The organism is Mesorhizobium sp. WSM4833, from assembly GCF_055811095.1.
The window spans coordinates 439125-460721 of sequence record NZ_JBVVQG010000002.1 but is presented as its reverse complement, the minus strand read 5'-3'; the positions used below and the strand labels follow the sequence as shown (position 1 = coordinate 460721).

Annotated in this window: 19 protein-coding genes; 10 read left to right on the top strand and 9 right to left on the bottom strand. The window is 61.2% G+C overall.

Annotated elements, in window-relative coordinates:
* Positions 1-179: 179 nt before the first annotated feature.
* Both AC0L2D_RS05390 and glcF read left to right on the top strand, forming a co-directional pair.
* The gene (locus AC0L2D_RS05390; RefSeq protein WP_024502329.1) at positions 180-1385 is read left to right on the top strand and encodes an FAD-binding protein; all 1206 of its coding nucleotides are present in this window, start codon (positions 180-182) and stop codon (positions 1383-1385) included.
* Positions 1386-1395: 10 nt separating this feature from the next.
* Positions 1396-2721: a glycolate oxidase subunit GlcF gene (gene glcF / locus AC0L2D_RS05385; RefSeq protein WP_473540541.1), complete on the top strand. Its 1326-nt coding sequence runs from the start codon at positions 1396-1398 to the stop codon at positions 2719-2721.
* A gap of 18 nt (positions 2722-2739) precedes the next feature.
* On the opposite strand, the gene AC0L2D_RS05380 is transcribed toward glcF, so the two are convergent.
* Together AC0L2D_RS05380 and AC0L2D_RS05375 are read right to left on the bottom strand one after the other, a co-directional pair.
* Positions 2740-3660 (bottom strand): bifunctional 5,10-methylenetetrahydrofolate dehydrogenase/5,10-methenyltetrahydrofolate cyclohydrolase, encoded by a 921-nt coding sequence (locus tag AC0L2D_RS05380; protein WP_013530353.1) that lies wholly within the window; start codon positions 3658-3660, stop codon positions 2740-2742.
* A gap of 260 nt (positions 3661-3920) precedes the next feature.
* On the bottom strand, positions 3921-4658 hold the full coding sequence (locus tag AC0L2D_RS05375) for a L,D-transpeptidase (RefSeq protein ID WP_013530354.1): 738 nt from the start codon (positions 4656-4658) through the stop codon (positions 3921-3923).
* Between the two features lie 214 nt (positions 4659-4872).
* Here AC0L2D_RS05375 and AC0L2D_RS05370 point away from each other — a divergent pair, with 214 nt between their 5' ends.
* Complete coding sequence (locus tag AC0L2D_RS05370) at positions 4873-5511, top strand: DNA-3-methyladenine glycosylase I (RefSeq protein WP_013530355.1); 639 nt, start codon at positions 4873-4875, stop codon at positions 5509-5511.
* A 2-nt stretch (positions 5512-5513) separates the two neighbouring features.
* Here the strand turns inward: AC0L2D_RS05370 and AC0L2D_RS05365 are convergent, their stop codons facing one another.
* Positions 5514-5765 (bottom strand): hypothetical protein, encoded by a 252-nt coding sequence (locus AC0L2D_RS05365; protein WP_024502332.1) that lies wholly within the window; start codon positions 5763-5765, stop codon positions 5514-5516.
* A 248-nt stretch (positions 5766-6013) separates the two neighbouring features.
* Between AC0L2D_RS05365 and hisS the strand changes: the two genes are divergently transcribed.
* The 5 genes from hisS (at position 6014) to AC0L2D_RS05340 (ending at position 12670) form a co-directional block, all read left to right on the top strand.
* Positions 6014-7516, top strand: coding sequence for a histidine--tRNA ligase (hisS, locus tag AC0L2D_RS05360; RefSeq protein WP_473540540.1), 1503 nt, complete (start codon positions 6014-6016; stop codon positions 7514-7516).
* 60 nt (positions 7517-7576) lie between these two features.
* Positions 7577-8698, top strand: coding sequence for an ATP phosphoribosyltransferase regulatory subunit (locus tag AC0L2D_RS05355; RefSeq protein WP_473540539.1), 1122 nt, complete (start codon positions 7577-7579; stop codon positions 8696-8698).
* Positions 8695-9393 (top strand): ATP phosphoribosyltransferase, encoded by a 699-nt coding sequence (gene hisG, locus AC0L2D_RS05350; RefSeq protein ID WP_473540538.1) that lies wholly within the window; start codon positions 8695-8697, stop codon positions 9391-9393. The genes AC0L2D_RS05355 and hisG overlap by 4 nt, the downstream gene beginning before the upstream one ends.
* Before the next feature lie 331 nt (positions 9394-9724).
* The gene (locus tag AC0L2D_RS05345) at positions 9725-11497 is read left to right on the top strand and encodes an AMP-binding protein (protein ID WP_473540537.1); all 1773 of its coding nucleotides are present in this window, start codon (positions 9725-9727) and stop codon (positions 11495-11497) included.
* A 69-nt stretch (positions 11498-11566) separates the two neighbouring features.
* The gene (locus AC0L2D_RS05340) at positions 11567-12670 is read left to right on the top strand and encodes a calcium:cation antiporter (protein ID WP_127366006.1); all 1104 of its coding nucleotides are present in this window, start codon (positions 11567-11569) and stop codon (positions 12668-12670) included.
* A gap of 198 nt (positions 12671-12868) precedes the next feature.
* Here AC0L2D_RS05340 and AC0L2D_RS05335 read toward each other — a convergent pair whose 3' ends face one another.
* The 6 genes from AC0L2D_RS05335 to AC0L2D_RS05310 form a co-directional block, all read right to left on the bottom strand.
* On the bottom strand, positions 12869-14275 hold the full coding sequence (locus tag AC0L2D_RS05335; RefSeq protein ID WP_473540536.1) for a M24 family metallopeptidase: 1407 nt from the start codon (positions 14273-14275) through the stop codon (positions 12869-12871).
* Positions 14276-14308: 33 nt separating this feature from the next.
* Complete coding sequence (locus tag AC0L2D_RS05330) at positions 14309-15196, bottom strand: ABC transporter substrate-binding protein (RefSeq protein WP_275953928.1); 888 nt, start codon at positions 15194-15196, stop codon at positions 14309-14311.
* Between the two features lie 33 nt (positions 15197-15229).
* Positions 15230-16054, bottom strand: a complete 825-nt coding sequence (locus AC0L2D_RS05325) for an ABC transporter permease (protein WP_082827471.1) — start codon at positions 16052-16054, stop codon at positions 15230-15232.
* Positions 16051-17067, bottom strand: coding sequence for an ABC transporter permease (locus AC0L2D_RS05320; protein ID WP_473540535.1), 1017 nt, complete (start codon positions 17065-17067; stop codon positions 16051-16053). Before AC0L2D_RS05320 ends, AC0L2D_RS05325 begins: the two co-directional genes overlap by 4 nt.
* The gene (locus AC0L2D_RS05315) at positions 17064-18125 is read right to left on the bottom strand and encodes an ABC transporter ATP-binding protein (RefSeq protein WP_473540534.1); all 1062 of its coding nucleotides are present in this window, start codon (positions 18123-18125) and stop codon (positions 17064-17066) included. The genes AC0L2D_RS05320 and AC0L2D_RS05315 overlap by 4 nt, the downstream gene beginning before the upstream one ends.
* A 128-nt stretch (positions 18126-18253) precedes the next feature.
* Positions 18254-19390 (bottom strand): extracellular solute-binding protein, encoded by a 1137-nt coding sequence (locus AC0L2D_RS05310; protein WP_473540533.1) that lies wholly within the window; start codon positions 19388-19390, stop codon positions 18254-18256.
* 331 nt (positions 19391-19721) lie between these two features.
* Between AC0L2D_RS05310 and AC0L2D_RS05305 the strand changes: the two genes are divergently transcribed.
* Both AC0L2D_RS05305 and AC0L2D_RS05300 read left to right on the top strand, forming a co-directional pair.
* The gene (locus AC0L2D_RS05305; RefSeq protein WP_473540532.1) at positions 19722-20456 is read left to right on the top strand and encodes an aspartate/glutamate racemase family protein; all 735 of its coding nucleotides are present in this window, start codon (positions 19722-19724) and stop codon (positions 20454-20456) included.
* Positions 20457-20599: 143 nt separating this feature from the next.
* Positions 20600-21322 carry a GntR family transcriptional regulator gene (locus tag AC0L2D_RS05300; protein WP_063172756.1) on the top strand — a complete coding sequence of 241 codons (723 nt, stop codon included), beginning with the start codon at positions 20600-20602 and terminating at the stop codon, positions 21320-21322.
* Positions 21323-21597: the final 275 nt, after the last annotated feature.

Below are 21597 nucleotides of genomic sequence, written 5' to 3'. Positions count from 1 at the left end.
TCTCCCCCTCAAGGGGGGAGATTGGCAGCTTGCGCGCCTCGCCCTTCCGTCATCATTGAAGATTGGCGAAGCCATATGCGACATCCGATCTCCCCCCTTGAGGGGGAGATGTCCGGCAGGACAGAGGGGGGCGCCAGGGAACTCGGCATATCCGAACTCGCATCTGGCGCGGTCTCTTCATGACCACCTTCACCCCGACCACCCCATCCGAAGTCCTCTCCACCATAGCCTGGGCCGTGGCGGAAGAGGCGCCGCTCGAACTCCTCGGCCATGGCTCCAAGCGTGGCATCGGCCGGCCGCTGCAAACCGAACACACGCTCGACCTGTCGAAATTATCTGACGTCACGCTCTATGAACCGGCTGAACTGGTGCTGTCGGCCAAGGCAGGCACACCGTTGGCCGAGATCGAAAAACTGCTGGCGGAAAACGGCCAGCAGCTCGCTTTCGAGCCGATGGATTACGGCCCGCTGCTTGGTGGCGAACCGGGCAAAGGTACGATCGGCGGTGTGCTCGGCGCTAACCTCTCCGGTCCGCGCCGGCTCAAGGCGGGGGCCGCGCGCGACCATGTCCTGGGCATCAATGTGGTGTCCGGTCGTGGCGAGGCCTTCAAGTCGGGCGGTCGCGTGGTCAAGAACGTCACCGGCTATGACATGTCGAAGCTGATGGCCAACAGCTGGGGCACGCTGGCCGTCTTCACCGACGTCACCTTCAAGGTGCTGCCGGCAGCCGAGACTGAAGTCACGCTCGCCATCCGTAGCCTGCTCGACGATGCCGCGGCCGCCGCCATGGCCCTGGCGCTTGGCTCGAGTGCTGAAGTATCGAGTGCCGCCCACCTGCCGGAGCGGATCGCCGCGCGCGTCGCCAGCGGCAGTCTCGGCAGCGAGGCCGCCACGCTGCTGCGCGTCGAGGGTTTCGGCCCGTCGGTCGCCTACCGCATCGCCGCACTGAAAACGCTGCTCGGCAATGCCGGCCCGCTGGAGGAGATTGGCGGCGAGGTTTCGCGGCTGATCTGGCGCGACGTTCGCGATTGCAGGCCTTTCGCCGACGGCAGCGAGAAGCCGGTCTGGCGCATCTCGATGACGCCTTCTCAGAGCCACCAGATGGTCCTGACGCTGCGCATGCAGGCCGCCGTCAGCGCCTTTTATGACTGGCAGGGCGGACTGGTTTGGCTGCGCATGGAGCAGGGCGATCCGGAAGCCGCTCTGCTGCGCGGGCTGTTGAGGAAACATGGCGGCGGCCATGCGACGCTGGTGCGCGCCGCACCCTCGCATCGCGCCGCTCTACCGGTGTTCGAGCCGCAGCCGCCCGCTCTTGCTGCACTATCGGTCCGCCTGAAACAGGAATTCGACCCCAAGAATATCTTCAATCCCGGCCGCATGGCCTAGGACATCAGCGATGCAGACCAATTTTTCGCTTGCCCAGCTTGCCGATCCGCATGTCGCGGAATCGGAAAAGATCCTGCGCAAATGCGTGCATTGCGGCTTCTGCACTGCGACGTGCCCGACCTATGTGACGCTCGGCAACGAGCTCGATTCACCGCGCGGGCGCATCTACCTGATCAAGGACATGCTGGAAAACGGCCGTCCGGCCGACAAGCAGATCGTCACCCATATCGATCGCTGCCTGTCGTGCCTTGCCTGCATGACCACCTGCCCGTCGGGCGTCAACTACATGCATCTGGTCGACCATGCCCGCGCCCATATCCAGGAGACCTACAAGCGGCCACTGCTCGACCGCCTGACCCGCGCCATGCTGGCCTTCGTGCTGCCCTATCCCCAGCGGTTTCGCGCCGCGCTCAAGCTGGCGAAGCTGGGCAAGCCGTTCATAGGCTTGTTCGACAAGGTTCCGGCGCTGAAGCCGCTCAGTGCGATGCTCAAGCTTGCGCCGGCGTCGATCCCGGCAGCTTCGCCGATAGGCTCGCCGGGCATCCATGCCGGGCAAGGGACCAAAAGAGGTCGCGTCGCCATCCTCACCGGCTGCGCGCAATCGGTGCTCGATCCCGCCATCAACGAGGCGACGATTTCGCTGCTGACACGGCTCGGCGTCGAGGTCTTGGTGCCGCCGGGCGAAGGCTGTTGCGGTGCGCTGGTCCATCATATGGGGCGCGAACAGGCCGCGCTTGCCTCGGCGAGGCAGAATGTCGACGCCTGGACACGCGCCCTCGACCAGGGCGGGCTCGATGCCATCGTCATCACCGCCTCGGGCTGCGGCACGACGATCAAGGACTACGGTTTCATGCTGCGGCTCGACCCGGCCTATGCCGACAAGGCCGCGCGCGTCTCGGCACTGGCCAAGGACGTTACCGAATATCTCTCGATCCTCGACCTGCCCGAACCGGTTCGCAAGCCGGGCACTGTCGTTGCCTATCACTCGGCCTGCTCGATGCAGCACGGCCAGAAGATCACCCGCCAGCCGAAAGAACTGCTGGCCAAGGCCGGCTTCATCGTGCGCGAGCCGCGTGAAGGGCATCTCTGCTGCGGCTCCGCCGGCACCTACAACATCCTGCAGCCCGAGATCTCGGCCAAACTGCGCGACCGCAAGGTGAAAAACATCGAGGCGACGGGTGCCTCGATCGTCGCCACCGGCAACATCGGCTGCATCACGCAAATCGCTTCCGCCGCGAAGATGCCGGTGGTGCACACGATCAAGCTGCTCGACTGGGCTTATGGCGGGCCGAGGCCGGAAGGTGTTCTGGAAGAGACCCTGATCGCGGCGGAATAGGACGACCTTGGCGGGCGCTTACTCCGCCGCGAGCCTGTCCGCCGTGCCGTAAGTCGCCTCGTAGAGCGCGCGCTGGCGGCTGAGCGCGACCATGGTGTTGCGCAGCAGGATGGCGACCGTGATCGGGCCGACGCCGCCCGGCACCGGGGTGATCCAGGAGGCGACCTCGCGCACGCTTTCAGTGTCGACGTCGCCGACGATGCGGCTGGAGCCGTCGGGGGCGATTTCGGAATTGATGCCGATGTCGATGACGGCAGCGCCCGGCTTGACCATGTCGGCCTTGATCAGCCGCGGCTTGCCGACGGCGACGAACAGCGCATCGGCGCGCCTTGCATGGGCGGCGACCGATCGCGTCATGTGGTGGCAGACCGTCACCGTCGCGCCCTCGCTCATCAACAGGAAGGCGATCGGCTTGCCGACGATTTCCGAATGGCCGACGATGACGACTTCCAGTCCCTTGAGGTCGAGGCCGGTTTCCTTCAGCAGCTCGACCGAGGCGGCCGCCGTGCAAGGTGCGAGATCGAGCTGGTTGTAGACGATGTTGCCGATTGAGGCCGGATGCATGCCTTCGACATCCTTCAGCGGATGCACCGCCGCTTGCAGCGTCTTGATGGGGATATGCGCTGGCACGGGCCGCTGGATGATGATGCCGGTAACGCGCGGATCGGCATTCAGGCCGTGGATCGCAGCTTCCAACTCGCCTGCTGTGATGGTGGCGGGAAAGCGCCGTTCCTCGAAATCGATGCCGGCGAGCTCAGCCTTGGCGCGCTGGTTGCGCACATAGACGTCCACCGCATCGGTGTCGCCGACGGTGATCGAGATCAGCTTGGGCGGAAAACCCTCGGCTTTGGCGATCGCTGCGTCCTCGCGAACGGCGGCGATGATGCGCTGGGCTACCGGGCCGCCCTTGAGATAACGGCTGTCTTCGGACAGAGGCATGGGTGAACTCTTTTGTGGAACTTGCCACCGAGATAGCAAAAGAATGCGGCAAAGGGCAGCATGAAAGCGAACCGCTATGCCCGTTGCGCGACGCGTGGGTGACCTTTTGCCCTCGATTTCTGCTCAAAACGGAAAGGGCAGCGCGGTTTCCCGTGCTGCCCTTCCTGACCGGCCGCATCCCCATACGGCCCGTCCCCCGTATCCCTAAACTGGCCTCGAAACGCGGACTGCTTTGCCGGCCAGGTGATTCGCAAGGACTATTATATCACCTCGACCGTGGTTCCGACATTGACCCGCTCATAGAGATCGACGACGTCCTCGTTGCGCATGCGGATGCAGCCCGATGACACCGCGCCGCCGATCGTCCACGGCTGGTTGGTGCCATGGATGCGGTATTCGGTGGTGCCGAGGTAGAGCGCACGGGCACCAAGCGGGTTCTCCATGCCGCCGGCAAGATAGGTCGGCAAATAGCGGCCCTTGGCGGCTTCGCGCTTGATCATCTGCGCCGGCGGGCGCCAGTCCGGCCACTCGCGCTTGTTGGTGATCTTGTGCGTACCCGACCATTCGAAGCCCGGCTTGCCGGTGCCGACGCCATAGCGCCTTGCCTTGCCGTTCTTCTCGACCAGGAAGAGGAAATTCTGCGTGGTGTCGATGACGATCGTGCCCGGCTTCTGGCCTCCGTCATAGTCGACTTCCTGCGGCAGGTAGATCGGGTTGATCTGAGGACGCGCGACCATGCGCTTGGCCGGCGGCTGCACCGCCGCCGTCTGCACCCGGTCGGGCTGCGCCGGGCGCAGGCGTCGCTGCTGCTGCACCACCTGCCGGTTCTGGCGCACGATGCCGGGCGCATGGCCAAGCTGCAGCACCCAGGGTGCGGAAAGGTCGGGGCTCACCATCACCGGCGGCCTGTCGGCATAGCGGTCGCCGGCGATTGAGGGTGTGACGCCGGCGGCAAACACAGCCACGGCGCCGAGCACGGGAAACAACACTGTCTTCATCGTAACGCACCTTGATCGTCTGATACAAACGGGTGGAAACGTCCTCCCGGTTCGGCGATCATTGGCGCGCAAGCAGCAACCGAAACATGAATCGGAATGCGTAAAATGCGGCTTTGTCAGTAAACCTTTCGGTGTGGTTACCGCCGGGTTCAGGAATCTGGTAAAGCCGCAGTAAATGCCGCGCAAAAGCGCGTTAACGAACGGATTTTGGCCTATGGACAAGGAACACACCGGCCTGCTCGCCGGCCCCGACGGTGTCGCGCGCTGCTTCTGGCACGGCAATCTGCCCGACTATCTGCACTATCACGATCATGAATGGGGCCGGCCTGTGGCCGACGACCGCAGGCTGTTCGAAAAGATCTGCCTGGAAGGCTTTCAGTCGGGCCTGTCGTGGCTGACCATACTGCGCAAGCGGGAGAATTTTCGCGAAGCCTTCGCCAATTTCGAATTCGACAAGGTAGCAAGCTTCACCGACAAGGATGTCGAGCGCCTGCTCGGCAATGCCGGCATCATCCGCCATCGCGGCAAGATCGTCTCGACCATCAACAACGCCAGGCGCGCCCGCGAAATGGTGGACGAATTCGGCTCACTGGCCGCCTGGTTCTGGAAGTTCGAACCCGGCAAGGACGAGCGGCCGCAAATCGTCGACCTCGCCCATTTGCGCGCGAACCCGACAACGGCCGTCTCGGTGCGGATTTCGAAGGAGCTGAAGAAGCGCGGCTGGAGCTTTGTCGGCCCGACCACCGTCTACGCTTTCATGCAGGCCATGGGCCTGGTCAACGACCACCTCGAGGGCTGCGCCTGCCGCCAAGAGGTCGAGAAGCAGCGGAAGGCTTTCAGGCGGCCGAAATAGGCTCAGGTGCCGTTGGCGCTGGCCAGCACCAGGCCGGCGACGATCGCCACCACCGTGGCCAGGGTCGGATAGATCACCAGCAGGCCGGTCATCAACGCGTCGCGCATGGATGGTCCCTTGCCGGTGTCGGCGGGTACTTCGAACGGTCCGGCAGCCTGGCTGACCATTTTCGGGACGTTGATGTCGGCCGGGCGCAAGCGTGCGGACAATCCGGCATCGCTGTCGATGGCATGGAATCTTGCTGTGCTGGTCATGGCCGCGAACCCCTCATTTCCTGCGCTTTATCGGCGGCGATTGTGTCGGCACGATGCCGCACGCATGGCGGGATTGTTTCATTTGCGGTCCGGATTGGTTTCAAGGAGGTGCGGCGTCGCCTTCTCTCATCAGGAGCGCCAGAGGTCTGACCCTTGCCGCATCCGACCTCTTCGGTTAGGACACCCGCGTTGCGAAAATCGCAACATTGCCGACCTGCAAGCATCATAAAACGCCGAGCAAACACCCCATGGCCGATAAATCGGAAAAGACGAAAGCGCGACTGCCGCGCGGCTTTGCCGACCGCAGCGCCGAGGACATCCGCGCCGTCGAGAAGATGATGGCGACGATCCGCTCGGTCTATGAGCTTTACGGCTTCGAACCGGCAGACCAGCCGCTGATCGAATACACCGATGCGCTCGGAAAATTCCTCCCCGACCAGGACCGGCCGAACGAAGGCGTGTTCTCCTTCCAGGATGACGACGATCAGTGGCTGTCGCTGCGCTACGACCTGACCGCGCCGACGGCGCGTTATGTCGCCGAGAATTACGAGCGGCTGCCAAAACCTTACCGCAGCTATCGCTCAGGCTGGGTGTTCCGCAACGAGAAGCCCGGCCCCGGCCGCTTCCGCCAGTTCATGCAGTTCGATGCCGACACGATCGGCACGCCGGGTGTGGCCGCCGACGCCGAAATGGCCATGATGATGGCCGACGTCATGGAAGCGCTGGGCATCAAGCGCGGCGACTACGTCATCCGCGTCAACAACCGCAAGGTGCTGGATGGCGTGCTGGAGGCGATCGGCCTTGGCGGCGAGGAGAATGCCGGCCGCCGGCTGACGGTGCTGCGTGCGATCGACAAGCTCGACAAGCTCGGGCCGGAAGGCGTGAAGCTTTTGCTTGGCCCGGGCCGCTGGGACGGCGGCAAGGAGGGCGAAGGCGACTTCGCCAAGGGCGCCGGGTTGAACAACGGGCAAGCCGAGGCGGTTCTTCTCGCGACTGCGAGGACTATACAGGCCGGCCAGGATTCCATGGTCAGTTCGAACGCGATCTACCAGGAAGGCGTCGGCGAACTCGCCACGATTGAAGCGCTGGTCAGGGCGGCCGGATATGACAAAGACCGGATTGCCATGGACCGCTCGGTCGTGCGCGGCCTCGAATACTACACCGGCCCTGTCTTCGAAGCCGAGCTTCTGGCCGAAATCCCCAACGAAGACGGCCAGATCGTGCGCTTCGGTTCGGTCGGTGGCGGCGGGCGCTATGATGGCCTCGTCTCGCGCTTCCGTGGCGAGCCGGTGCCGGCAACCGGTTTTTCCATCGGCGTCTCCAGGCTGATGACCGCGCTGAAGAACCTCGGCAAGCTTGATGCCTCGGACGTGATTGCGCCGGTCGTCGTGCTGGTGATGGACAAGGACACCGACAGCCTCGGCCGCTACCAGAAGATGGTGGCGGAGCTGCGCGCCGCCGGCATCCGTTCCGAAATGTATCTCGGCGGCGCTGGTATGAAGGCGCAGCTCAAATATGCCGACCGTCGCGGCTGTCCGGTCGCCATCATCCAGGGCGGCGACGAGCGCGCCAAGGGCGAGCTGCAGATCAAGGACCTGATCGAAGGCGCGCGCATGTCGGCCGAAATATCAGACAACGCCGAATGGCGCGCGGCGCGCCCGGCACAGGTGACCGTGGCGGAGGGCGAGCTGGTCGTCGAGGTGAGGAAGATATTGGCGGCGCAGGCTGAGGAGAGGGCGCGTGGCAAGTAGAGGCCGCGTTGGCGCCTCTGGTTTGGGACCAGAGGGTCGTGCAGCACTGAGGTCAGCAAGTTGACCTCCCGCACCCCCGCCATCTCCACCGACATCACCAACCTTTTCGCCACGCGCAACACGCATGCGGTCGAGGTCGCCGTACTACAACCCGCCGACCCGTTCCTCGACATGGCCGGCGAGGATCTGCGCCGCCGGATTTTCCTGACTGAAAGCGAGACCGGCCAGACATTGTGCCTGCGGCCGGAATTCACCATTCCGGTCTGCCTCGACCACATAAGTTCGCAGGCCGGCACGCCGCGCCGTTATTCCTATCTAGGCGAGGTGTTTCGCCAGCGCCGCGAAGGCGGCAACGAGTTCTTCCAGGCCGGCATCGAGGATCTCGGCGACCGCGATACCGCGCAAGCGGATGCCCGCTCGGTGGCTGACGCGCATGCGCTGCTATCGCTGGTGCTGCCCGGCCAGGCATTGGCGATCACGCTTGGCGACCAGACCATTTTCGAGGCGGTGCTGGCCGCCCTTGGCCTGCCGCGCGGCTGGCGCATGCGTCTTGCCCGCGCGTTCGGCTCGGCGCCGATGCTTGAGGCGGCACTCGCCGATCTCGCCAACCCGCCGCGCAACAGCCAGCTCTCAGGTCCGGTCGCCGCTCTGGTCCTCGACGGTGATCTGGACGGTCTTTCCGCCCATATCGCCAGCGGCATGGAAGAGGCCGGCCTGTCGGCGTCCGCCGGACGCTCGCCATCCGACATTGCCCGGCGGCTGATCGAGAAAGCCGAATTGCGCAGCGTTCGGCTGTCGAGCGAGGCGTTTTCCGCGCTGAAGGATTTTCTGGCGATCGACGTTCCGCTTGATGGTGCGGCCCAGGCACTGGAGACCTTCGCCACCGGCGCAGGGCTGTCGCTCGATGTCGCGCTGGAAAAGTTCGCTGCCCGCGCCAAGGCGATCGAAGCGCATGGCTTGCCGGCCGATAAAATCCGCTACGACGCCGCGTTCGGCCGCCCGCTCGACTACTACACCGGCCTGGTTTTCGAAATCGCGGCGGACAATGGCGACCGGCCGCTGGTCGGCGGCGGCCGCTATGACCGGCTGCTGACCTTGCTTGGCGCCAAGACGCCTATCCCCGGCGTCGGCTTTTCCGTCTGGCTCGACCGCATCGAGGCGTTGCGGGAGACGGCGCCATGATCACGCTGGCGATCCCATCCAAAGGCCGCCTGAAAGAGCAGGCGCTGGACGTGCTGGCCAAAGCCGGGTTAGCCGTCAGCCTGCCCGGCGACGAGCGCAAATACCACGCCCGCGTCGAGGGCCTGGACGATGTCGAAGTGGTGTTCCTGTCGGCTTCCGAGATATCAGGCGAGATCGGCCAGGGCGCAGTCGATCTCGGCATCACCGGCGAGGACCTGGTGCGTGAAAACCTTGCCGACTGGGAGAGCCGCGCCGAAATCGTCGCCCGTCTCGGTTTTGGCCATGCCGATGTCGTGGTGGCCGTGCCGGACATCTGGTTCGACGTCGACAGCATGGCCGACCTCGACGACGTCGCCGCCGATTTCCGCCAGCGCCATGGCCGGCGGCTGCGCATCGCCACCAAATACTGGCGGCTGACCCAGCAATTCTTCTCGCAGAAGCATGGCATCCAGGTCTACCGCATCGTCGAGAGCCTGGGGGCCACCGAAGGCGCGCCGGCGGCGGGGCTGGCCGATGTCATCGTCGACATCACAACCACCGGCTCGACGCTGCGCGCCAATCATCTCAAGGTGCTGGGCGATGGCCTCGTCCTGCGCTCGCAGGCTTGTCTCGTGGCGTCCAGGAAGACACGGCCGGCGGCCGATGAAGCGGTCCTGCGCGACATCGCGGCGAAGATGGCGACTGCGGTCGGATAGCGGCGGGCCTTCGCCCGCTGCCCCTCAGGGCTTCGAACCCTGCTTGAAAACCCTGACGGCGGCCGTCCCGCGGTGTCGATAGCCTTGCGCCGGGGTTTTCCTGTATAGGAATTATTTCCTTGACTGGTGAGGGCAGCTACGCTACATTTTTGCCCATGGTGCTGATTTGCGCCAGTGACCGCCGCCCAGGCGGGTTTTTGCGTTTGATGTTCATCAACCAACGGAGGCCCCGAAGCGTCGTGGGCCGGATCGTTGCCCTGCCACGACTATCGGCGGGATTTTCACCACCCCCTCAGGCTGATAGGCTCGGCCATCCCGGGAGGAGAGAGCGATGCCGGTCAATCTCGACGAGCTGAAGAATGCCAGCAATCTGCGCGGACGCGGAGCGCGAGCGGGCGGTGTCTTCGTCGCACCCGTCGATGGTAGGGCGCATGTCTGTGGCGAACGCAGCGTGCCGCTGCTCGACAAGACCATCCCCGCGCTGTTTTCCGACACGGTCAGCAAATACGGCACGCTCGACGCCGCCGTCTTCGTCGACCAGGACAAGCGCTTCACCTGGAGCGAACTTTCGGACACGGTGGATGCGCTGGCCGCCGGCTTCCTGGCACTGGGCCTGGCAAAAGGCGATCGCGTCGGCATCTGGTCGCCCAACCGCTGGGAATGGCTGGTGACGCAGTTCGCCACCGCCCGCATCGGCCTGATCCTGGTCAACATCAACCCGGCCTACCGGTTGACCGAGCTCGACTATGCGCTGAACAAGGTCGGCTGCAAGGCGCTGGTCACCGCTGCCAGGTTCAAGACGTCAGATTATCTCGGCATGATCGAGACGCTGGCACCCGAGATTGCCAAGGCCACGCCGGGCAAGCTCAAGGCACAAAAACTGCCGGCGTTGAAGATCGTCATCCGCATGGGTGACGAGAACTCGCCCGGCATGTTCAATTTCGGTGATGTGCTGGCCATGGCCGGGCGTGACGAGCATGACAGCCTCGACCGCATCTCGGAGAAGCTGAAGCCGGGCGAAGCCATCAACATCCAGTTCACCTCAGGCACCACGGGAGCCCCCAAGGGCGCGACGCTGACCCACGGCAACATCGTCAACAACGGCAATTTCGTCACTTCGGCGATCAAGCTGACCGCCGACGACCGGCTCTGCATACCAGTGCCGCTCTACCACTGCTTCGGCATGTCGATGGGCACGATGGGTTGCGTCTCGAAAGGCGCCACCATGGTTTTCCCGGGAGAAGGGTTCGACGCCGGCGCCACGCTGAAGGCTGTGGCTCAGGAACGCTGCACCGGGCTCTATGGCGTACCGACCATGTTCGTTGCTCTGCTGGATCATCCGGATTTTTCCGCCTTCGATCTCTCCAGCCTGCGCACCGGCATCATGGCCGGTTCGCCATGCCCGATCGAGGTGATGAAAAAGGTGGTGTCGCTGATGCATATGGAACAGGTGACCATCGCCTACGGCATGACCGAGACCAGCCCGGTGTCGTTCCAGAGCGGCGTCGACGACCCCCTGGAAAAGCGCGTCTCGACCGTCGGGCGCATCCACCCCCATGTCGAGGTCAAGGCGGTCGATGCCGATGGCGCTACAGTTGCGGTCGGCGTACCGGGCGAGCTTTGCACGCGCGGCTATTCGGTGATGAAGGGCTACTGGGACGACGACGACAAGACCCGCGAGGCGATCGACAGCGACGGCTGGATGCACACCGGCGACCTCGCCACCATCGACGCCGAGGGCTATTGCAACATCGTCGGCCGGGTGAAGGACATGGTCATCCGCGGTGGCGAGAACGTCTATCCCAGGGAGGTCGAGGAATTCCTCTACCGCCATCCAAAGGTCAAGGAGGTGCAGGTGTTCGGCATTCCCGACGCCAAATATGGCGAGGAGCTGTGCGCCTGGATCGTGCTCAAGCCCGGCCAGATCGCCACCGAGCAGGAGGTCAGAAACTTCTGCGCCGGCCAGATCGCCCATTACAAGATCCCCCGCCACATCCGCTTCCGCACCGAATTGCCGATGACGGTGACCGGCAAGCCGCAGAAGTTCTTGATGCGCGAGGCGATGGTGGAGGAGCTGGGCTTGGTGACGCAGAAGACGGCGTGAACGGGTGAACGCTTCGATCTGTCGGTGCGCGAATGCAGCCACGGTTCGCAGCAGCGCGCAGGGGCTTGCATGAGCGGTTTCGGACGTTCGGTGACTTCATATGCGATGCCGCTGGCCGCCTTGGTCATGGCTGTCGCCGTCAGGGCAGGCGGGCTGTCGGCGGACGAAGGTTCGCTGGGCGTCAGGATACTCGTCGGAGCGCTTTCGAGTGCGATCATGTTCACCACCATTTTCGTGGTGCTCGACCACGCCGAGGCTGTGGCTCGGCGTGTAGGAGAGCCCTACGGCACATTGGTGCTGACTTTTGCCGTGACGGCAATCGAGGTGTCGATCATCGTTTCCATGATGCTGCATGGAGAGAACAACCCTACGCTTGCGCGTGAGTCCGTCTTTTCAACGGTGATGATTGCATCCACCGGCGTCGTCGGCACGTGTCTCGCGCTTGGCGGCTGGCGCCATCGCAAGCAGGCAATTGTTCGACAAGGGACCAGCGCATATTTGGCGGTTCTGATCGCGCTGACCATCATGACGCTTATTCTGCCGACCTACACACAAGCTACGGGGCCGGGCACATTTTCGGCAGCTCAACTTGGCTTTGTGAGCGTGCTTTCGGTGCTGCTTTATGCAAGCTTCGTGTTCGCGCAGACTGTCCGCCACCGGGAAGACTTTGTCGAAGGGCAAGCCCACGGCGTTTCGTTGCGGACTGCTCCTCACGAAAGCGTCTTTGCCGGCGCATTGCTGCTTTTGATCGGGCTGATCGGCATTGTCATGCTCGCCGAGCAGGTCGCGGCAAGCGTCGAAGATACGCTCGTTGCCTACCAGGTGACCCAGGCTGACAGCATTGTGGGGGCAATGATCGCCGGGCTGGTGTTGATGCCGGAGGCCATTTCGGCGGTTCGCGCTTCGCTCAACAATGAGCTGCAACGCGGTTTGAATGTCGCGATGGGTTCCGCTTGCGCCACAATCGGTTTGACAATACCGGCGGTCGCAGCCGCCAGCCTGCTGACGGGCAGAGGGTTAACCCTGGGGCTTCCAGCGACTGACACAGTGCTTTTGATTTTAGCGCTCTTCATATGCAATGTGAGCTTTAGTACTGAAAGAACAACATTCTTGACGGGCGCTGTCCATATCGTGGTATTTCTTACATATATATTTCTTATATTTGTGCCATGAACTCTGGCTCAGGTTGGCGCTTGAGGGCTGGCTCGCGCTGCGGCTGGGCAATGGCCGACGTCAGCCGGGTCAAGGACATGGTCATCCGCGGCGGCGAGAACGTCTATCCCGGGGAGGCCCGAAAATCGGAGGCTTTCGCATACGCTGTCAGCTTCAGGGGAACAACCATCGACCTGAGGGCAATCCCGGTCCCATATCTCAAACGGAGACTCTGTGGGTTTCAACCGGAGTGTATCGGGTTAGATTCTCCACGCCGGTCGATGTGACGACGAAGCAATCCCCCAAATTGGCACCTGCGACGGAGGGCTCTAGCCACTGCGAGTGCAACACAAAGACCATTCCCGGTTCCAAGCGATCAAAATTGTTCGAAGATATGTTGTAAAGAGGCATGCCTGGCATAGAAACCTCGTGACCTAGGTTGGGGTTGTGCGGCCCCCTTTGCGCCGGATAGATATGGTCCAGGCGACGGCCCTGACGTTCCCAGTCAGCATCCGGAACATACTGCCGCAGGATCTCTCTTGCCGACCCGTCTGGCATCGACTCCCAGTTGAAGGGCATCGTTCTAGCCTCTGCGTCAGGGAGATATCCGAGTTCTATGAATGGGGAGAACGAGGCCTCGTTGATATCGCGCAACAGAACACCAGGGCGAGCCATAGCGGTGGCGCGTCGAACGCCTTCCGCGCACATCTCCAGGACCTCCTCCTGCTTGGCGCTGATCTTGCCAACGGCAATCATCCGGGAGGATTGCGCGAAGTAGCCTCGATACGTGACATTTGAAATGTAAAGATTTATCAGATCGCCTGGAGCCACAATATGTCCGTAAGGTCGCCCGCAGTGGGTGCCAAACGGGTTGATACCAATCTGATAGCCGTCGCCCGTCTCTCCCCCTCGAGACAACTGCGCAAAGGTAAAGGCGGCATAGATTTCGTAGTCTGTCACCCCGGGCCGGATGACATGATACGCGGCCTGGATGCCGATATCGATGAGTTGCCCTGCTGCGCGAAACAGTTCGATCTCCCTGGGGGATCGAACACGCTGCATTCGGTCGACAATGCCGTTCTCGGCTGAGAACTCGACATCGGGACATGCGGCGCCCAGTTTTGCCCAGTAAGGCGCGGATGTGTGGTCGCCGATCAGCCCAATTCGTCCACTACCCAGTCCCATCTTGGCCAGGATGTCGCGAACCGAGGTCACTGCCTTCTGAATCGGCACCCCTGGCCTGTCCGCATATTCGCGGCCCCAGCAGCCGACCTGCCATATCTTGTCTACCAGCAGAGGTTCTCCAGCCGGCGGAAGCACGACCGAGTCACTGAAGAAGGATACGAGCTGCAGGCCCTTGTCGATATCGGTCGGAATGATCAGAAGGCCTTCGCGCGACCAATCGCAGATGTAGCGCAAATACGAGTTCGAGGTGTGATACCAGCCGACATCGTCGGTATGGACGATGAGCGCGTCATACTCACCAACGACCGCCGCACGCCGGATGCGTCGCAACCGGTCGACGAATTCAGCTTCAGGCAAGGGATCGACGGGTATGAAATCGAAACTCGGCTCGAACCCCTCGAGCAGCTTTTCTGTCCTGTTTGAAAATGCGTAATGTCCCATCGATCCCTCAGACGCTTGGCACGTGAAACAGCATTAGATGCTGATGGTGTCGATGATGTCGTTGTAGGCGACCGGCGCATCGATGAGCCCGTACGCGGCAATCATTCCCTGATAGCGCATGAACGGTTCGCGCCTCACCGACATATCGGCGGACCAAGTTTGGTGTGAGCGCATTCGCTGCACTGCTGCGGTTAAAACGGGGATCGGTATGGTTTGAAAATCAGGAGAGATCAGGTTCGCGATTTCCTCCGGCGTATGCGCGCCGATCCACTCGCTGGCTTCGGATAGCGCACGAACGAAACTGGTCAGTTCCGTCCTGTTTCCTGCCAGGAACCGGGGGGTCGTGTAGTAAACGCTCCAAGGCACCTCCCCGGCAACCACCGATAGGTCTGCGGCCAGGTGGAACCCCTCCATGAGAAGCGCGTCGGCAAGCGGCGAATAGGTCAGATAGAAATCGGTAAAGCCACCCCGCCATAGCCGGGTTGTGGTGGCTTCATCGAGGTCGCGGATGAACTGAATACGGCTGAGATCGATACCACTTTCGCGCAGCACACCTTTTAAAAACATCCACTGACTCGTCGAGCCGGCGGGAAGAAGGACTTTCTTCTCGTAAAGATCGCTCCATTGGAAATTGAGATATGGCTCGCGCGCGATCAGTACTTGAGTGTTGAATCCGCAGAGTTGGGTGAAGATGCGCAACTCTTCCAGCCTGCCGCGATACATCAACGGAATCCACACGCCGCCCCGCGCGATGTCTGCCTTGCCCTCGGCCAACACATCGGCAAGCCACGAACCGCCCGGACCGGAATCGTAGTTTACCTCGATCGCAAGCCCCTGACGTTCGAACAGACCCAGATGCTCGGCAACGTGGTGAGGAACATATGTGAGGTGTTCTTCCGCGATCAGGCGAATGGTCTTCATTCTGGAACTCCTTGGGGTTCTGTCTGTCCGCCGCTAACGGCGCGAACTGGTTGCCTCGATGCGTCGGCTGGCGATTTCGTAACCAACGGCAATGAGCAGGGTCAGCGCGACAATCACCACGGCCAACGCACTGATTTCTGGAGTCAAGCCCACGCGTATGCGGCCGGCCAGCACGGTCGTGAGCGTTTTATCGGCCAGGATGGTGAATGTCGTGGCGTTGAATTCCTCCACCGAAGACAACAGCGCGAGCACGGCCGATGAGGCAAGTGCCGGACGAAGGAACGGCAGTGTGATGCCAAAGAAAATCTGCAGTGGAGTTGCACCGAGATCCAGGGCGGCTTCCTCTTGGCTTCGGTCAAAGCGCTGCAGGCGAGCGAGAACAATCAGCATGCACAGGCTGGAGATGAAGGTGGTCTGCGCGATGACGCTGAGGAGCAGCCCGTTATAGAGATAGCTTAGCCCGGCCTGACGGGTGATCTCCCGCCAGAAGACCACGGTGGCAACCCCGGTAATGATCCCGGGCGTCAGCATTGGGGAAATAACGACGAGGTAGTAGATCGATCGGAATCTCGCCTGGAGCTGATTCATGACGATCGCCGCCGCGAGACCGATAGGCACTGACAGAGCCGTGACGGCGACGGCGATGATGATGCTGTTGCGCAACCCTTCCAGCAGATCGCTGCTGGTCGTGAGCTTGCGGAACCAAGCCAAGGTAAAACCCTCGATCGGCCAGGCTTGCGGATAGCTCGGAGTGTTGAAGGCCGAGAGCCCCATGACCGCCAGCGGCGACAAGAGCAGCAGCATGAACAATCCCAGGTAGATGCGGAAAGCTACGCGATGCATCGGCTCGGCTTTCATCGCGCGATCTGCCCTAGTTTCAGCCTGAACAGCCGCAGGGTCACCAGGACGAAAATCACGCAGCTCACCAGGAGAATGAACGCGTAGGCGGCACCTTGAGGCCAGTTCAGGGCCTGATAGAACCGGTTGTAGATGACGGGAGTGAACCACAAGGTCCGTGGGCCGCCGAGCACGAGCGGTGCCGCCAGTGATCCGACGCAGAACATGAATGTCAGCGAGCAGCCGGACGCAATTCCAGGCTTCGCATGCGGCATGGCGACGAATGCGTGAACATGCCACCACGGCGCGCCCAGATCCCTGGCAGCCTCTATCTGGCTCTTCTCCAGGCTCTCCAGCGCATTGTAGAGCGTGAACACCATCACCAGGATGCAGGAATAGCTGAGGCCCCAATACAGACCGACATTGTTGCCGATGAAATCCACCGGCTCCGTCAAAATACCGGTGCCGATCAGGACGTTGTTGACGATGCCGGAATTGGACAGCAGCAGGCGTATCGCGAATACGCGTAAAACCTCGTTCACCCAATATGGCAATATCAAAAAAGCAATGAGGCGGCGAAGCGTGCGCGGATACGCGGACTGCGCCATGAAATATGCAATCGGATAACAGAGTAAAAAATTGAATATGGTTATGCAAACGCTCGCGACAATGGTCGCGACATAGGCATTAAGGTGTAGAAAATTGAACAAATCGGTGCTGCCTGGCGGCCCGAACAAGAAATACCGATAGTTATCCAAAGTATAATGATCATCCGGGCCGCCGGCCTGCCTGGGCGGCAGATTTGGGCGGAAAGACAAATCCACCATGGCAATCTGGGGAAAAATAATGGTGACGAATATCCATATGGAAGCGGCAAGGACCAGGTAGGTGGCGACAATGGCGCCGTTTCGCTCCAGGAATCCCTGGCCCCGCACCGTGCCCGACCGGCGGTCGTACCGGCTGCCCAGGATCAGCAGGACCACCGTAGTCAGGGGCAGCAGAAAAATCACATACAGGACGACCTGGCTCCTCATGAGCCGCTCCCGTCGGCAGCCATGATTATCCCATCAGCCCGATCGAGGCCGACATGGATCCGTTCGCCCGCGACAGGCGCAAATGTCCTGCTCGTGGTCGCGCGCGCCAGCATGCGCTGGCCAGTGTCCGTTCTAAGCACTATTTGCGAGGTGCTTCCTTCGTAGGACACCTCGGTGACCTCCCCCGAGAAACTGAAATCACATGCTGAGTCTTGCAACCTCAGAGTCTCCGGCCGAATGAAGAACGCAGCCTGATCTCCTTGCCGCAGTGTTCCCGTGGTTCGACCCGCAAGATTCCCCAGTGGCGTCGCTATCACTGCCTCGGCGCCCGACACCTTTTTGACCTGCCCGTGGATCACATTGTTCTCGCCCACGAACGACGCGACGAAAGGGGTCTTCGGGTCGCAATAAACAGATCTGGCCGTTCCGACTTGTTCGATGCGACCGGCATTCATGACGGCGATGCGATCCGACATGGCCAACGCTTCGCCTTGATCGTGCGTTATGTAGATGAAGGTTATGCCGATCCGCTGCTGGATCGCTCGCAGTTCTGCCCGCATGTGCTGACGCAGTTTCAGATCCAGTGCCGAAAGCGGCTCGTCCAGCAAGAGGACCGACGGTTCCACCGCAAGAGCTCGTGCGATAGCCACACGCTGCTTCTGCCCTCCCGACAACTCGGCAATCATTTTCTTGCCCTGGCCAGGCAAGGAAACGAGATCGAGCAGGCGCTCGACGGCGGCATCTCGTGTCGGCCGGGGAACACCGCGAACACGTAGGCCATAACCGATGTTGTCGGCGACCGTCATCAAAGGAAACAAGGCCAGATTCTGAAAGATCAATGCGGTCGGCCGCTTGTTGGGACCGCCGCCTTTCATGTCCACCCCCCCGATCTTGATCTGTCCGACGGTCGGCTCCATGAAACCCGAAATGGTTCGCAGCAGGGTGGTTTTTCCACATCCCGAAGGCCCGAGGAAACTGAAGAACTCGCCGGATTCAATTTTCAGATTTGTGCGGTGGACTGCCACGAAATCGCCGAACCGGACCTCCAGTTCCGACAACTCGACAGATCCTCGTCCCGGTGCGGCATCGGACACGCCAGAAATGTGCAACACAGTCCCTCTGCTTTTGAGTCTAGCTGTAGTCAGGTTTCCGGCCCGCCCCGGGCCGATCAACCCGCCCTTGGTTGCTAGGCTGCCTTGAACTTTTCGGCGTACTCGTTGCGCGCCGCCCCGTACCAGCCGGGCTCTTCCGGGCGGCTCCAAAGTTTCGACAAGGCATCTTCAGGATAGGCCTCGGCAAAACTCTTCTTGGTTTCGGCCGAAAGAAAAGCATCAGCTCCCTTCATGACACCATTATAGCCGGAACCCTCCGCCACCATGGCCGAGACCTCGGGCGTATAAAGGAACTTGAGAAACTCGTAGGCCTGTTCAACATTTTTGGACGCGGCGACCACGGACAGCCCGTCTATCCAGGATTGAGCCCCTTCCTGCGGAGCCATGTACTGAATTGGCTTGCCTTCCTTCTTCAATGAAAGTGCCGGCCCGTCCCACACCTGGCCGATGACGCATCCATTCTCCATGAAACCGGACTTGACCAAGTCGGACGTGTCGAAAAACTGCTTGATCTGCGCTTTGTGAGCGACGGCAAACTTCAGAATTTCATCGAAAATCTTCCTCATCGTCGGCTCGTCTTTGTAGCTGTCGAGCATACGATTTGACGGCAGCTTTCCCGATGCATCGAACCAAAGGCCAATTCCAAGCAGCAGCGTGTCCGGCTTGCCTTGCACTTTGCCGACATATTCTTCCTGCCACAGGGTACCGTAGCTCAGCGTCTTGTAGTCGAGCTTCGTCAGGTCGCTACGCCAACCGATGGCTTCCGTGCCCCAGCAATGCGGCAAGCTGAAAAGTCCTTCCGCAGACTGCCAGGCTTTCATTCCCTGCATTACGGCCGGCAAGATATCGTCGATGGGGATCTTGTTTGGGTCGATCGGCGCCAATACCCCAAGATCCTTGAACTGCGCAGCCCGATCGACCGTGGGTTGGCATAGATCGAAACCCTCACCCTCGGTCGCCATGAGCTTGTTCATCTGCTCCTCGTTGGACGAGAACGGCGTGATTTTGATCTCGATGCCGGTTGCGGCCGTGAACTTCTTGGTGACCGAGTCGGGCAACTCCTCGGCCCAACCGAGCACATTCACCTGACCGGACGATGCCCTTGCCCCGCGAATGAAGAGGGGCGAGGCCAGTGCGGTGGCTCCCGCGGCGACAATCCCGTTCAATACGGTGCGTCGGCTCACCTGGTTCGCGGCCAGCAGGGTGGCCATAGTTGAGTTTGCGACAGGATCTCTGTTCATTGTTACCCTCTTTTGGTTGAAGCGATCTCGTTGGAGTCTGGATCGTATCGGACATTGTGAACAAAATTTTCCACTCACGTCAACAATCTTTTTCCACAATCGAGAAAAGGCGTGATCTACTGATAACGAAACGTAGGCCGGTGAAGAGGGCTCCGGGTAGGGAAATAGCCCAAAAAGCGATCCCAATCAGGCAACTCGCTTGACAGGCGGTACAATTGTTTACAATCTAGCATGAGATTGTATTCGATTTTCCCTTTCCGGCCGCACCTTCCGACGCATCCAAGTTTCCCCCGAAGGCACAATGAAAATTCTCATCATCAATCCGAACACGACAGCCTCGATGACGGCAACGATCGATATAGCGGCGCGACGGGCGGCGAGCGTGTCGACGACGATCGTGACCGTCAACCCGCAAGATGGGCCACCAAGTATCGAGGGTTATTATGATCAGGCCTTTGCCGTTCCCGGCCTCATCGGCGAGATTATTCGTCATCGCGGCACCGCCGATGCGGTGATCATTGGATGCTTCGACGATACCGGGCTCGATGCGGCGCGGTGCACGACCAGAGCACCGGTGCTGGGGATTGGCGAGGCCGCATTCCACATGGCGAGCCTGATTGCCGGGCGCTTTGGAGTTGTAACCACACTCCGGCAGTCCATTCCCTCGGTCGAACAGAACCTCATCCGGTATGGACTATCGGTCCGTTGTACGGGCGTCCGGGCGTGTGATGTTCCTGTCCTGGAGCTGGAGCGTCCGAATTCCAACGCGCACGATCGCATTGCGAAGGAAATCAAGCGGTCGATTGACGAGGACGGGGCCGAGGCGATCATCTTAGGCTGCGCAGGAATGGCCGACCTTGCTCTGGCGCTTACCCACCAGGTGGGCGTTCCGGTTCTCGAAGGTGTATCTTGCGCTGTGCGGCTTTGCGAAGGTCTTGTCCATCTGGGCCTATTGACGGCCGTGCAAGGCGGATATCAACGACCTCGGCCCAAATCGTTCGCCGGGATGTTTTCTCCTTTCTCTCCGGTCGGCTAGCTCGGGCGTGGTGGAAGAACTGGTATTTCGGCATGCAAGATCTTACGTGCTACGCATGAATTGTGCACATCCCAGGCCATGATTGTGGATTTTTGCCCTCACTCATGATAGCCAGACAAAATCTGAGAGATCGCCAACCGAGCATGAAGTCACCAAATCAAGGTCAACAATCTGGGGATGCGCAACTCGCGCGCTGGAGCCCGGTATACCGAGCACTAAGCGAAGCGATCATCAGCCATCGTATCCCCCCTGGGACGAAGCTTCCCGAGGACGAGCTCTCGTCGATTTATTCCGTAAGCCGGGCCTTGGTTCGTCAGGCATTGCAGGCCCTTTCTCATGATCGGCTTGTTCGTCTGGAGCCGAACCGTGGTGCTTTTGTCGCCCAGCCGACAAAACAGGAAGCACGAGAGGTATTCGAAGCTCGCGCGCTTATAGAGCCAAAGGTGGCCGCGCTTGCCGCTGAAGTGGCAAAGCCGGCGGCCATCAAGCAATTGCGGCACCATCTGACCATGGAGCACGAAGCCCTGCATGCCAATCAGGACGGCGAAGCGATCGTTCTGTCCGCGAGGTTCCACCTCGCGATCGCCGACATCGCTGGGCACGCCACCCTTGCGGGTTTTGTCAAGGATCTCTTATCGAGATCTTCTCTGATTATAGCCCTTTATTGGAAGCGTCGGGACACAACCTGCGAAAGCCATGCCCATCACGCCCTTGTTGACGCCATAGAACGCCATGACGCCAAGGCCGCGGCAGACTTGATGAGAAGTCACCTTGTCGATCTGCTTTCCGGCCTGGACCTTGCGTTCACAGGCCAGCAGGAGCGAAGCCTCTCGGAAATGCTGCAAACAGTGCCGACGGGGAGATAGTTTGGCTCCTCAGCCTGTCCTATTTGGCGCAACCGCGACCGCAGGCGATGTCCGTTCTCGGGCGCCGCACAATTCAGTTCCAGGACCGACATGAGGCGTGAAGCTGCCGTCTAGGGCCGAGCCTATTTATGTCGTGATCGGGAATAGAAGACTTACCGGGTCTATCGTGCCAATCGCGAAGGGGGGGGGGCGCCGCCCCCCCCGGCGCATATCATTCCTAACAAAGAGGGGTCTGCAGTTCCCAGGTGGGCGGCTAGGAGCACCCGCCCCCAGAG